At 56.1% G+C, this 13,368-nt stretch carries 13 protein-coding genes, 1 tRNA gene and 1 pseudogene; 12 read left to right on the forward strand and 3 right to left on the reverse strand.

The genetic code is table 11. The features are described from left to right. Both tuf and V8J85_RS19825 read left to right on the forward strand, forming a co-directional pair. Positions 1-157 (forward strand): annotated as a pseudogene (tuf, locus tag V8J85_RS19820) (elongation factor Tu); the annotation flags it as partial. A gap of 299 nt (positions 158-456) precedes the next feature. Beyond that, positions 457-1,113 (forward strand): CatB-related O-acetyltransferase, encoded by a 657-nt coding sequence (locus tag V8J85_RS19825; RefSeq protein ID WP_339955517.1) that lies wholly within the window; start codon positions 457-459, stop codon positions 1,111-1,113. Here the strand turns inward: V8J85_RS19825 and V8J85_RS19830 are convergent. Next, positions 1,110-1,799, reverse strand: coding sequence for a lysophospholipid acyltransferase family protein (locus V8J85_RS19830; protein ID WP_339955518.1), 690 nt, complete (start codon positions 1,797-1,799; stop codon positions 1,110-1,112). The genes V8J85_RS19825 and V8J85_RS19830 overlap by 4 nt on opposite strands. Positions 1,800-1,912: 113 nt before the next feature. Here V8J85_RS19830 and V8J85_RS19835 point away from each other — a divergent pair. From V8J85_RS19835 to rplA, 6 genes are all read left to right on the forward strand, one after another. Then, positions 1,913-1,988, forward strand: a tRNA-Trp gene (locus tag V8J85_RS19835). A gap of 37 nt (positions 1,989-2,025) precedes the next feature. Then, positions 2,026-2,922, forward strand: coding sequence for a hypothetical protein (locus tag V8J85_RS19840; RefSeq protein ID WP_339955519.1), 897 nt, complete (start codon positions 2,026-2,028; stop codon positions 2,920-2,922). 62 nt (positions 2,923-2,984) lie between these two features. After that, positions 2,985-3,185 carry a preprotein translocase subunit SecE gene (gene secE, locus V8J85_RS19845; protein ID WP_339955520.1) on the forward strand — a complete coding sequence of 67 codons (201 nt, stop codon included), beginning with the start codon at positions 2,985-2,987 and terminating at the stop codon, positions 3,183-3,185. 151 nt (positions 3,186-3,336) lie between these two features. Then, positions 3,337-3,867 (forward strand): transcription termination/antitermination protein NusG, encoded by a 531-nt coding sequence (gene nusG / locus V8J85_RS19850; RefSeq protein ID WP_339955521.1) that lies wholly within the window; start codon positions 3,337-3,339, stop codon positions 3,865-3,867. A gap of 105 nt (positions 3,868-3,972) precedes the next feature. Next, on the forward strand, positions 3,973-4,398 hold the full coding sequence (gene rplK / locus V8J85_RS19855) for a 50S ribosomal protein L11 (RefSeq protein WP_339955522.1): 426 nt from the start codon (positions 3,973-3,975) through the stop codon (positions 4,396-4,398). Further along, the gene (gene rplA / locus V8J85_RS19860) at positions 4,398-5,099 is read left to right on the forward strand and encodes a 50S ribosomal protein L1 (protein ID WP_339955523.1); all 702 of its coding nucleotides are present in this window, start codon (positions 4,398-4,400) and stop codon (positions 5,097-5,099) included. The genes rplK and rplA overlap by 1 nt, the downstream gene beginning before the upstream one ends. A 90-nt stretch (positions 5,100-5,189) precedes the next feature. On the opposite strand, the gene V8J85_RS19865 is transcribed toward rplA, so the two are convergent. Beyond that, positions 5,190-7,016 (reverse strand): LTA synthase family protein, encoded by a 1,827-nt coding sequence (locus V8J85_RS19865; protein ID WP_339955524.1) that lies wholly within the window; start codon positions 7,014-7,016, stop codon positions 5,190-5,192. Positions 7,017-7,407: 391 nt separating this feature from the next. On the opposite strand from V8J85_RS19865, the gene rplJ reads away from it, so the two are divergent. Both rplJ and rplL read left to right on the forward strand, forming a co-directional pair. Then, on the forward strand, positions 7,408-7,920 hold the full coding sequence (rplJ, locus tag V8J85_RS19870; RefSeq protein WP_339955525.1) for a 50S ribosomal protein L10: 513 nt from the start codon (positions 7,408-7,410) through the stop codon (positions 7,918-7,920). Between the two features lie 68 nt (positions 7,921-7,988). Continuing rightward, complete coding sequence (rplL, locus tag V8J85_RS19875; protein WP_339955526.1) at positions 7,989-8,366, forward strand: 50S ribosomal protein L7/L12; 378 nt, start codon at positions 7,989-7,991, stop codon at positions 8,364-8,366. 310 nt (positions 8,367-8,676) lie between these two features. Here rplL and V8J85_RS19880 read toward each other — a convergent pair whose 3' ends face one another. Then, positions 8,677-9,969: an MFS transporter gene (locus V8J85_RS19880; protein WP_339955527.1), complete on the reverse strand. Its 1,293-nt coding sequence runs from the start codon at positions 9,967-9,969 to the stop codon at positions 8,677-8,679. Positions 9,970-10,307: 338 nt separating this feature from the next. Here V8J85_RS19880 and V8J85_RS19885 point away from each other — a divergent pair, with 338 nt between their 5' ends. Continuing rightward, positions 10,308-11,594, forward strand: a complete 1,287-nt coding sequence (locus V8J85_RS19885) for a PQQ-dependent sugar dehydrogenase (protein WP_339955528.1) — start codon at positions 10,308-10,310, stop codon at positions 11,592-11,594. Between the two features lie 377 nt (positions 11,595-11,971). After that, on the forward strand, positions 11,972-13,018 hold the full coding sequence (locus tag V8J85_RS19890; protein WP_339955529.1) for a DNA methyltransferase: 1,047 nt from the start codon (positions 11,972-11,974) through the stop codon (positions 13,016-13,018). The last annotated feature ends 350 nt before the right edge of the window (positions 13,019-13,368 follow it).

The following is a 13,368-nucleotide window of genomic DNA, read 5'->3' on the forward strand; positions in this document are numbered from 1 at the left end:
GCTGCCCGCAGGCACCGAAATGGTGATGCCGGGCGACAACCTGAAGTTCAACGTCGAACTGATCGCGCCGATCGCGATGGAAGACGGCCTGCGCTTCGCCATCCGTGAAGGTGGCCGGACTGTTGGGGCTGGGGTTGTGTCGAAAATCGTGGAGTAAGGTGTGGCTTGGGCGTCAGCCGAAACACAACTAGCGGGTGGCAGGTGAATACGAAGTAATTACCGAGAACTCACCAAGGTGCCAAACTGGCAGCGTGGGTTGCATCCACCCTACGTAGGGTGGGTAGAACCCACCGCACCGCGAAATGAACAAAGGCCGCTTCGAAAGAGGCGGCCTTTGCGTGTTTGAGCATAGGGCGAGCGTCTTGATGCCATCCTCGGTTTGCTCAAAGAATGAGTGCAAGCACCCATCCTACTTCGCCAAGCTCGTAAACCAATGCGAGGGAGACAATTCGCGGAATGTCGACACGCTTCCCATCCCCAGACACACTCCACCCCGTCACGCTACCCGACGGCACCGTTCATAAGGGCAATGTCTTTCTGAAGGCCGCCATCAAGCACCCGAACTGGGTCATCGGTGACTACACGTATGCAAACGACTTTGATCCACCCGAGAACCCGGCCGACTGGGCTGAACGCCTTGCCCCTTACCTGTTTGCCTTAGCCAATGATAAAATCATCATCGGCAAATTTGGCCAGATCGCTCATGACGTGCGATTCATCACCGATGGGGCCAATCACGCACGAGAAGGCTTTTCGACTTTCCCCTTTGCGATCCACCAGCCTGAACGCTTTGGCGCATATGCCAGCACGCTTCGACCCGGCCGTGATATTGTCCTTGGGCATGATGTCTGGATCGGCACAGGGGCACGTATCCTTGCGGGCAGCCAAATCGGCAACGGTGTGATCATTGGTGCAGGTGCTGTGGTCAGCGGCGTGATCCCCGACTATGCCGTCATCATGGGCAATCGGGCGACGATCCATCACATGCGCTTCAATCATGATACGATCGCGGCCCTTAATCAGATCGCATGGTGGGATTGGGGCATTGATAAAATCCTGGCAAACGAGGAGGCAATAACCGGTGCCGATATCTCGCGGCTACGAGCGGTTTAAGGTCCGGCGGCGACGCCCGACAGTTCATCCGCGCGATCCTTTGTATTCTTGAGAAACTGCTGAAGATCATCCCGTAGCTCAGCGCCGTCCTCGGGCGTCATCTTGCGGGGGATATCTTGGGGAAATCTGGCAAAGACACAGGAACCAACGGTGAAAGGGCAGGGGACCAGCATCCTGTCCCAGCTGCTCACCCGCCGCGCCCGCCGGGTTGCGAAGGCGTAGCTGAAGACGGGCCGTCCGGTGGCCCGTGCCCAATCCAGTGGCGGGTCTTTCAGCACCAGCGCCGGTCCCTCTGGCCCGTCGGCGGTGATCCCGATGCTGATCCCATCTTTCACCCGTTTCATGATCTGCCGAGATGTGGCGACATTGGATAGTTTTTCGCTCATCTCGAAGGGTTCCAGCCCCAGTTGCCGCTGCAGCGCACCAACGACCCGCCCGATCGGCGATCGCGTGTGGATCGTCGAAAGCTGACCATGACGCAACGGCCAGTGATAGGGACCCAGAAGTAGGCGACTGTGCCAAACGACGAGAATGACGGGACCGTCGGCGAGGGCTGCCTTCAGGTCCTCAAGGCCTTCGATTTTCCAGCGTGTCGTTCTGAAGCAGAAGCCGAAGTAAAGCCGCGCGACAAAACCCAAAACCCAGGCCAGCGCTTTCGAGTTTTCGAGGCGTTTACGAAAAGACACGGATCATCACTGCAGTTCGCGGGCACATGGCCCTTTGTTGCGACATTTCCCGTGGGAAAGACAAGTCTCTCTTGATCCCTCGTGCATTTCGGACTACCCCGGCATCCGGTCATAGGGGTATAGCTCAGTTGGTAGAGCGGCGGTCTCCAAAACCGTAGGTCCCGGGTTCAAGTCCTGGTGCCCCTGCCAGACCCGATCGCCGTCTTTCGGAGGATCATCAGACCCCATGACATCCGCCGAAGATTTCACGCTGACCTTTCATATCGGCGCGCACAAGACCGCCACGACGCATCTGCAGCGGTCGTTGGAGCATGCGGCTGATGACCTGGTCGATGCAGGTGTACGCTATTATGGGCCCGATTACTTTCGGTTGCCGGGTCGCACGATCAACAGGTTATTCAGCCTCAAGCCAAGATTCGCCAAGGAAAATCGCCGCAGCGCGGCGGATCAGTTGGCGCTGATGCGCAAGGGTGCGAATCGTCTTTTGTTCAGTGAGGAAAACTACGCAGGCGCCTTGAACGTGTCACGACCGGGGCAGGTGATCGATCGATATCCCGACGCGGGCGCACGGATCGAAAAACTGGTTGCGGCGACGGGTCTGCCCGGGATCGATCTGTGTCTGGCCATTCGTCATCCGGCGACCTTTCTCAACTCTGCCTATGGGCAACATCTGCTGGGTGGACGGGTTGTATCATCGGCGGATTATCTGGCCGCCCATCCTCTTGAAGGGGTAGATTGGAGCGATCTGGTTGTGCAGTTATCGGCGGTGAGGACGGTCCGCCGGATCACCGTCTGGCGGTATGAGGATTACCGCCCGCTGTTTCGCGATATTTGTACGGCTTTGGTGGGTGCGGCCGCCGCCGATTTTATCACCCCTTTCGGGCGGCGATCACATGCTGGGCTTTCGTTTGACGCCGTCACCGCAGTGCATGCCGCCTATGACGGGCGCAATGGTGATGGCCTTGCCGGTCGGTACCGTGCGAAATATCCGATCGGCGATGCGCATCCGGCCTTTGATCACTTTGACGCCGCAACGCATGACAGGGTCACCTTGGCCTATGCGGATCAATGTGCGCAGATCGCTTCTCTTCCCAAGGTCAGGTTCCTGCGACCCACCGTTTGATCTTGAAAACAACAAGACGACCCCGTATGTCGCCTCATGACCGTGAAAGAGGATACCCGCTGATGGCCATCGCCAACCCCGTGAAGTTCATTCAGGAAGTGCGCGCCGAAATCGCAAAGGTGGTTTGGCCCACCCGCCGCGAGGTCGTGATGACCACGATCATGGTGTTCATCATGGCGGCGCTGACGGCTGTGTTCTTTTCGCTGGTCGATCTTTTGATCCGTACCGGGCTGCAGGGTGTGCTGAGCTATTTCGGCAGCTAAACCGACGACGGCCCCTTGAAAACCTTGGGCGACAGGGGTAAGAGCGCTGAAAATCCGGAACTGGCGTGCGGCGATGTTGCACGCCGCTTTTATTTCCGGGACTCGTAAATCACGGACCACTGCGGTCCATACAGCTAAGGTACACGGACAGATGGCCAAACGGTGGTATTCGGTAAGCGTTCTTTCGAACTTCGAAAAGAAGATCGCGGAAGAAATCCGGACCAAAGCAGAAGAACGTGGTCTGTCTGAACAGATCGACGAAGTGCTGGTGCCGACCGAAGAGGTGATCGAGATTCGCCGCAACAAGAAGGTGACTGCCGAACGTCGCTTTATGCCCGGTTACGTGTTGGTGCATATGGAGATGTCGGATGAGGGGTATCACCTGATCAACTCGATCAACCGCGTCACCGGGTTCCTAGGCCCGCAGGGCAAGCCGATGCCGATGCGCGATGCCGAGGTGAACGCGATCCTGAACCGCGTGCAGGAGGGTGAAGAGGCGCCACGCACGCTGATCAATTTCGAAATCGGTGAGAAGGTCAAAGTCAACGACGGTCCGTTCGAGGATTTCGATGGTATGGTCGAGGAAGTGGACGAAGAGAACCAGCGCCTGAAGGTGACGGTCTCGATCTTTGGCCGGGCGACCCCGGTCGAGCTGGAATACACGCAGGTCACCAAGCAGTAACCATGCGTGTTCAGACGTGGGAGCGGCAACGCGAACCACGGCATAACCGCCCTTCGGGGCACATGTAGGGTGGGTCTGACCCACCGCTGAAAAAGGAGAGGCCACATGGCCAAGAAAGTAATGGGGACCCTGAAACTTCAGGTTCCTGCCGGACAGGCAAACCCATCCCCTCCCGTCGGTCCCGCATTGGGTCAGCGCGGTATCAACATCATGGAATTCTGCAAGGCGTTCAACGCAAAGTCTGGCGATCTTGAGCCCGGCGCGCCATGCCCGACCGTGATCACGTATTACCAGGACAAGTCCTTCACGATGGACATCAAGACGCCGCCAGCGTCGTACTACATCAAGAAGGCTGCCAAGCTGAAATCCGGTTCGCAAACGCCTGGTAAGGCTGTCGCCGGGTCGATCACCGCCAAGCAGGTTCGCGAGATCGCCGAAGCGAAAATGAAAGACCTGAACGCGACCTCGATCGAAGGTGCGATGCAGATCATCATGGGCTCTGCCCGCTCTATGGGTGTGGAGGTCAAGTAATGGCAAAATACGGTAAACGCACGACCGCCGCCCGCGAAGCGTTCGACGGCAAGCACAATGTGACGGTCGAAGAGGCCGCCGCATTGGTCAAGGACAACGCCAAGGCGAAGTTCGACGAAACCATCGAAATCGCCATGCAGTTGGGCGTCGACCCACGCCATGCCGACCAGATGGTCCGTGGTACGGTGTCATTGCCGCATGGCACAGGTAAAACCGTTCGCGTCGCTGTCTTTGCTCGCGGTGAAAAGGCGGACGAGGCCAAGGCAGCCGGTGCCGATATCGTCGGCGCTGAGGATTTGATGGAAACCGTCCAGGGCGGCACGATCGAGTTTGATCGCTGCATCGCGACACCAGACATGATGGCGATCGTCGGACGTCTGGGTAAGGTTCTTGGCCCACGTAACCTGATGCCGAACCCACGTGTCGGCACGGTAACGATGGACGTCAAGCAAGCTGTCGAAGACGCCAAGGGTGGTCAGGTCCAGTTCAAGGCAGAGAAAGCCGGTGTTGTGCATGCCGGGATTGGCAAAGCATCTTTCAGTGCCGAGCAAATCAAGGAAAACATGCTGGCCTTCGTCGATGCGGTCAGCAAGGCCAAGCCGACAGGTGCCAAAGGGACCTACATGAAAAAGATCGCCGTCAGCTCCACCATGGGGCCGGGCGTGACGATTGATGTGGCGTCTGCGACAGGCAACGCCTGATTGTCATAAGCAAATCACATTACGATAGCGGGCCGATTGGCCCGCTATTTTTTGCCAACGTGTTTCGCGTGATAGTCGGTTACCTAGCAATCAACGTGACGCCTCTTCACAGATGGCGATGTCATCTTCACAATAGATGGTGTCACCTTCTCGTTGCCGAAACATCCGCTCCATCCCCGAAAAACGCGCCAGCTTTCTGAGCTCAATATTCTCAAGTGATCGGATATCCGTGACGCCGCCATATTCGAAGCAGATGAAATCCGCGGTATCACACGAAAAAAATGTCTCGTTCGGTCGATCATAGTAGAACAACTGACCAAGGCGAACATTGCCGAAGATGATCGTGTCGCGCCGTGCCGCGATCCGCTCTAGCTCTTCTTTGCTGACATCGCCGGTTGCAGCCAAAATCATGTCGCGGGCGTCCATCATAGCAAATGGCGTGTCGATAGAATAATCCGCTTCGCTTGGATGTATCATCACGAATGGTAACCAGTTCCGATGCGCCTCTATTTCCAGAGGTGTCCCGCGAGAGTACTCCCGCGACTCATCAGACGTGATGATGACAACGGTGTTTTCAATCAAGCCTCGCGCCTCAAGGCCCTTCATGAGCTCCCCGACGGCATAATCCGCATAGATGCTGGCAAGGTGTCGGTCCGTGCTCGCAGAGGCTTGAAAGTCGGGTGGCACGTTATACGGGCTATGTGTGCCGGTCGTCAGAACCGACGCAAACCATGGCCGTTCGGGGCTGAACTGGTCGATCTGGGCAAGTGTCGCGTCAAACAAACTTAGATCATCGACGCCCCAGCCATTGCGTTGTCTGGCTGCCGTGATCTGACCCGATCCGATGATCGTTTCATATCCAAGCAGTGGAAGTTTTTCGTCCTTCTGCATGAAACTTAAAGGTGCGGCTTGAACAAATGCCGTCTGGTATCCGCGATTGCCCAATAAAAACGGCAGAGAGTCAGTCGTTTCTGGCGCTGATCCGTTCAGTTCGTACCAGCGCATAGGTACGTTGGTGAAATAGGGCATGCGACCGGTATGGGTCGAATAGATGCCATTTGCGGTCAAGAGCTGATGACCAATGTACTGGCGAAAGTGAATGTTTTCATCAGCGAGCGTCTGGACGTTTTGCATCTGGTACTTGGTCAGACTGTACTCGGATAGACCTTCGAGAAAGACGAGCAAAACATTATATTGTCCGGAGAAATCGGTCAGCGACTCCGCTGACTGCTGAAGTGTGCTGACAGCAAATTGGCGTGCATCTTCGGGTAACTCGGGAATGCCGATGCGGGGCATCATCGAATGGGTCTGTAGCCAGATCGGCCTGTCGTATCTTGCAGTGACCGGGGCGAGTATTGCTACAAGCGCCGCGACAACGGCGAATACACCAATGAGCTTGCGAACCGCCCGGTGCCTTGCATACCAGATGACAAGCCCTGACACGGCCAATAACCCGATGAAATAAATGATGAGGTCAACGGTAAACTGACCGGCGATGAACGTCGGATCGGTTGCCAAACCCAGCAGCGACAGGTCGATATTCGCTTCGTTATATTTGATGTGTTCAAGATTGGCAGCGTAAAAGAAGCATATGATCAACAGGCCCACATATCGCCCGACGCGCCCCAGCAGCGTCATAGGTACTGCAAGAGCTGCGGCGAAGAGCGCATCGGTTTTCAAGCCAAGCAAGATCGACGTTGCATGGTCATTGAAAAAGCTCTGAAAAGGATTGAGGCCATCGATGCTCTGAAAGTGCCAAGCATAGCTGCTGTTGCCATAATAGATCAGCGCAGCGGCGATCCGATGGCCCCACGAAATGATCAATGCCAGTGCAAAGTTCATGACAAGACTAGCGCCAAAGCGCGTTTTGCCTGACGTTCTCACTGTCATCTCGGTGTCGATATCTGATGCTGCCATAAGCTCTGGGCCTCTACGAAACCGTGGCCTGATACCGCAGTGGCTTCAAAAAGTGGATGGTTTTCCCGCAATAATTTTCGTTCTGGAAGGTGTGTCGCCGAGATACCGCAGCGGATGCGATTTTGCGGCTTCACATTTGATGCACCGGAAAGTATCCCAGCGCAGAAGTTCTGGCGATTGATTCGACCGGAACTTTATTCGTCCGAGACGGTGGGTTGGCATCAGCCTGTAATTCCTGCCTGAGACGGGATAGACCAGATCTTCCAAGGCTCCTGATGTCTTGGCTGGCACGCCCCGTTTGCATGGACTGTAGACTGTTGGGCGGCATCAGCCGGTCGACAAAAGTAGAGCCGGTGCCGGACCTTTTCGGTGCCAAACTTGGAGTGAAACTGTGGATAGAGCACAAAAAGAACAACTGGTCGAAGATCTCGGCCAAGTCTTTGAAAGCTCTGGCGTCGTAGTGGTGGCCCACTACGAAGGCATGACAGTTGCTGAAATGCAGGACCTGCGCGCGAACATGCGTGAAGCGGGTGGGTCTGTGCGCGTTGCCAAGAACAAGCTCGCCAAGATTGCCTTGGAAGGAAAGCCATGCGCCAGCATCGCTGAATACCTGACAGGCATGACTGTGCTTGCCTATTCCGAAGATCCTGTGGCTGCGGCCAAGGTCGTGGATAAGTACGCCAAGGAAAACGACAAGCTCGTGATCCTGGGTGGTGCGATGGGCGATCAAGCACTTGACCCTGCTGGTGTGAAAACAGTTGCCGGGATGCCATCGCGCGAGGAGCTTATTGCCTCCATCGCCGGTTGCATCGGGGCGCCTGCATCCAACATCGCCGGGGCCATTGGCGCGCCTGCTTCGAACATCGCGGGCATTCTTTCGACCATCGAAGAGAAGGCTGCGTAAAGCATCTGAATTGACTTGGGGGCGCGGCCCTCACGTTGGAACACAACTATTGGAAACGGAAAAAGCAAATGGCTGATCTGAAAAAACTGGCTGAAGAGATCGTTGGTCTGACCCTTCTCGAAGCACAAGAACTGAAAACAATCCTGAAGGACGAGTACGGCATCGAGCCTGCTGCAGGCGGCGCTGTTATGATGGCTGGCCCTGGCGGCGACGCCGGCGGCGAAGCGGCTGAAGAAAAGACAGAATTCGACGTCGTTCTGAAGAACGCAGGTGCGTCGAAAATCAACGTCATCAAAGAAGTCCGCGGGATCACAGGCCTGGGTCTGAAAGAAGCCAAGGACCTGGTCGAAGCTGGCGGCAAGATCAAAGAGGGCGCTTCCAAGGAAGAAGCCGAAGAGATCAAGGGCAAGCTGGAAGCAGCTGGCGCCGAGGTCGAACTGGCCTAAGCCGGATCGATTTGATCGATGGGAACCGGGTCGCGTGAGCGGCCCGGTTTTTTGTTTGTTAACAGGGCGGGCGCGCAACGGTTTGCGGGGATTTGGGCCGCGGGGACGTGACAGGGCTTAATGGCCATGTTTTGCTGGGGTTTGAGCGATGCAGAATGCGTGCAGCAGGTGTACACACAGCGTGCGTACGTTTGTGCGGCTGGGACGGGGTTAACGGGGCGTGCGGTGGGGAAGATTAATGGTTCGTGTGTTTGGAGAAGGCGTGTCTGGTTCGAGGCCACTGTCACCGATGCTGCACCGCGCACGAATGTCAGTTGTCGGTTTCTACGGCCAGTCGTCTGATCAAAACCAAGATCAGTATCACTGCAATGAACAGAAACACCGCACCGACAATCCATGCGACAGGCGTCGCGTAAATTTCAGCGACAGTTCCGGCCAAAACCAGACCCAATGCGGCCCCCAACTGTTGTATCAGCGATCTCAGAGATAGCATGGTCGACCGCTGATGGTCTTTTACACAGCGATGCAGAATGCTGCTGGCTGGCGTTTCGCTGACACCAAGGATCACGGAATACAGGATGAATACCGTCACGAAACCGATGATACTGCCCTGCAACGCCAATGCGATCTGCACACCTGCCAAGCACGCAAAACTCGCCGCCAGCGTCATGGCGTGCCGCCGCTTGAAGATCCGGCTGATATGCGGCGACAGAGATGCGCCGAAAGCGATGGAGAAGAAATAGGTCGCCGTCACGACACCGATGACGGTGTTCGCATAATCCTCGTCCAACATCGGCTTTGCATGGGTCGGCCAGAGCACCTCAACCGGATTGGTTGCCATCAGAAAGAACGCCAATGCTGCCAGAAGGATCGACAGCGTGGGATGTCTCAGCGCCAAAACACTCGCATCCTTTATCACCGTTGGGACATTCGCGAAGCCGTGCATGAGAGCAGTGGCATCTCTGGGGCGTGGTTTTTCGACAATGGCCACCATCGTGAAAACAAACACGCCCAACATCACGCCGAAACTTGCCACATAGGACACATCATAGATACTGGACCCAAGGCTTTGCGCGACCTCGCCCAGAATATCGGGCAGCAAACCTCCCACGATTGCGCCAATGGCCAAGCCTACGGCATTGGCCCATTGCGCTTTGGCCAGTGCAGGCTGGACATCCACGTTGGGTGCTGCGGCCCTGAAAGTTTCGACAAACCACGCATCAAGCGTGCCCGATCTGAGCGCGCGTCCAAAACCGATGAATGCAAATGAAAGCGCCAGAACATAGAAATCACTGGTGGAGAGAAACAGCCCGAGTGAAATCAGGCTGGCGACGACCGCCGTCAAAAAGACCGGCTTGCGGCCGGTGCTGTCGGCAAGGCCACCAAACGGCAGTTCCATCGCCATCGTCGTGAGCGAATAGACCCCGAAGAGAAGCGAGATTTGAAAGAGGTCCATACCACGGTCGGTCAATGCCAGAGCGACCACGGCGACTGTCAGTCCCATCGCAAAACGGTCAAGGAACTGGTGTATCTGAAACACGTGAATGTGCCGTCGCGCTGACGGGTTCAGTGCTGCGAAAGAGAACGCGATTTCGGTCGCCATTTCTGCAGCATCGTCGCTGCTGTCGACATGCACAATATCTCAGGTGAGCCGGAACATATTTCGTACGACAAAGCTGCCGTTCGAAAGGGCGCAAAGCACAGCAGCAAAGTCCGCATCAGCACCCATCTTTGATGCCTTCGCAAAAACGTGAGACGCATATGTAGCGAGCGTTCTTCGGCATATTACGGATAGGCCATAGCGAATACAACGGCTTCCGCGTAAGCTGCGCGGTATTGAGGCGGGTGCCTCTCGCGTTTTGCGGGTGGCGTTGATGGAGGAGAAAAACAGGAAAACCACGAGCAGCCAGTCAAATATCCAAGGGAGGAGCTATTATGAGTATGTGTTTATCCAGAGGACATGCCGCATTGTTTTTTGCGGCCACAGCCTCTGTCACGACCTACGCCGCTGCGGTCACCGCAGATACGAGCCCCAATATCAGCAGCCTGCAGCACGCGATCGTGCTGGAAGGTCTGTCGGACCCGTGGGATATGGCCTTTCTGCCGGACGGCACGATGCTGTTTACCGAAAAGTGCCAGGGCCTGTCCGTGCGTTTGCCCGACGGGACGGTCAACGCCCTGTTGGGCATGACCGAAAGCGAGGGATATCCCGAAACCGCCGATGATCTGTTCTGCGAGGGGCAGGCGGGTATGAACGGCGTCGCTTTCGATCCGGCGTTCGATGAAAATCGCCTTATTTATGTCTATTCGACGTCCAGCCTGTCATCGCCGCCGACCAATCGTGTCATGCGGATGATGTTAAGCGATGATTTCACCTCGGTTTCGGATCGTACCGATATCATCGACGATATCCCGTACAAGGAATTTGCGACGGATCATCCTTTTGGTGGCCCCGGTGCACATAACGGCGGGCGGGTCCGGTTTAGCCCCGCCGATGGGTTCCTCTATGTGACGACCGGCGACACCCATAACGGTGAAGTGCCGCAAAGCCCGACGCTTTTGGGTGGCAAGGTGCTGCGCGTCGATAGCGACGGCAACGCGGCAGAGGGAAACAACGCCGCCGATGGCTTTGATCCCCGTATCTACACTTATGGCCATCGCAATATTCAGGGCATTGCGTTTCATCCGGAAACGGGCACGCCGATCGTCGCCGAACATGGGCCTTGGCATTCCGACGAAATCACTGTTTTGGAGCCCGGTGGCAACGGGGGCTGGGACCCGCGTCCGAACATCGCCGATCGGGGTGACTGCCCGGATGATTATTGTGGTTATATGCCCAACCAGATGGACGGGATGAACGTATTTGAACGTGCGTCGTTCATGCCGATGACCGATACGGGCACCTACCCGGAGGCCATGCCGCCGATCTGGAACAACAATGGGTTATCCCAAGGCACGTCCTCTGCGGAGTTCCTTACCGGTGAGGCATGGGGTGCCTGGGACGGTAATATGGTCGTTGGTGTCATGGGCATCGGCTTTGGCGGCACGCCGATCGGGCAACGGATCGACGTGATCGAACTGGACGAGGACGGGCGATCCGTCGTCGACGTGACCGAGATGACGCTGCCGATGCAGCCCGGCCGTTTTCGGTCGCTGGTTCAAGGACCGGACGGTGCGCTTTATGCGGCGGTGGATGAGGGGGAAATCCATCGGCTTGATCCGAATTGAGCGGGTTCACCGGGTCGCGTTCGCGGCCCGGTTTTTTGTTGGTTAACGGCGCGGGCGCGCAACGGTTGGCGTGGGTTTTGGCAGTTGGGGCGTGAAAGGGCTTAATGGCCAGGTTTTGCTGGGGTTTGGGCGATGCAGAATGCGTGCAGCAGGCGTACACACAGCGTGCGCACGTTTGTGCGGCTGTGGGCGGGTTAATGGTGCGTGCGGTGGGGAAGGTTAAGGAAGGGTGAAAGCTCGCATAGAGAGTTCTGAAACATCCTTGAGATTAACCGAACTTTCCGGAACTTTGTGAGAAAATCACCAAGGTGCGGCCAACATGCCTTCACTGAATAAGTTGCGCCGCCTATAAGTGTACAAAATATAGCGGATGGCTTATGCATCAAGACAAGATAACGGTCTCAAACACCAATCTGCGCGCTTTGAAGACGGACAAAGCAAGTATCGTCTGCGGTGACGCGATGAAACAGTACGCCAAGTGGGACAGCCCCACGCTAATTGTTAGCGATGGGCCTTACGGTCTTGGCAAATTTCCTGGTGAACCGCACAGTACGGATGGATTGGCCGACTGGTATGCCCCGCATGCTGCTGCTTGGGCGAAGTTCTCAAACCCGTTCACTACACTATGGTTTTGGAATAGCGAAATCGGCTGGGCAAAGTCGCATTCTGCTCTGGAGATGAACGGCTGGCAGTATGAAGAGACAGTCGTTTGGGACAAAGGGGTGGCACATATAGCTGGTAACGTAAACTCGCGGACCATCCGAGGTCTTCCGGTTGTGACAGAGATAGCTGTTCGCTACACAAGAAAGCTGACACTTGCAGATGAGAATGGATACGAACTTCCTTTGAAGGAGTGGTTAAGGCATGAGTGGCAACGTTCCGGTTTGCCACTTTCGCAAAATAATGAGGCCTGCGGGGTCAAGAATGCTGCGACTCGTAAGTACCTGACGCAGTGCCATTTATGGTATTTCCCACCGGGCGACGCGATAGTCTCAATGTCGGCTTGGTGCACAAAGCATGGAAAGCCCACGTCACGACCATATTTCACTCTTGATGGCATTAACCGGCCGGAAGCCGATGAATGGGATGCCCTTCGCGCAAAATGGACACATACGCACGCGATGACAAATGTCTGGCGCGCGCCGCCAGTTCATGGTGGTGAACGGGTTAGGAATCCAAGGGGTAAAGGCTACTTGCACGCCAACCAGAAGCCCGTCGCTTTAATGGAACGTCAGATCATTGCGGCGTCCGACCCCGGCGACGTGATATGGGAACCCTTCGGAGGACTAATGTCTGCAACCATTGCTGCCGTAAGAAATGATCGTAGGGCGTTCGCCGCTGAACTGAACCCGACATTTTACGAAGGGGCCCGCAAAAGACTGCTGTTGGAAAAGCAACGTTCGAATATGCGAGCCATTTCATGACGGTTACCGCTCCGCGACCGACCCGTACTGGAGGTCCCGACCATGAGTGGGTCCATAGGAAGCTGTACGACCGGGTACTGGATGCTCTCCATGCTGATTTATGACGTCCCTTCGGATCGCGGGCATCAATGCAACCGACTTATTTACACTGAACACGCCGTTAGGCGCGGCGATAGAGGGCTCAGTGGTTGAGAACCTCAACTCTTTGCGTGAGCTTTGGGATCCAGAGTGAGGTGCCCCTAGTTTCCTAGACACCCGCCTGTTTTAGTTTGAGCTGTCTTTCTTCGAAGTCAACGGGCGACAGCATGCCGTTGTTTGTGTGCTTGCGTTTCGGATTGTAGAACATCTCG

It is taken from the genome of Yoonia sp. 2307UL14-13 (assembly GCF_037572755.1).
GTDB lineage: Bacteria > Pseudomonadota > Alphaproteobacteria > Rhodobacterales > Rhodobacteraceae > Yoonia.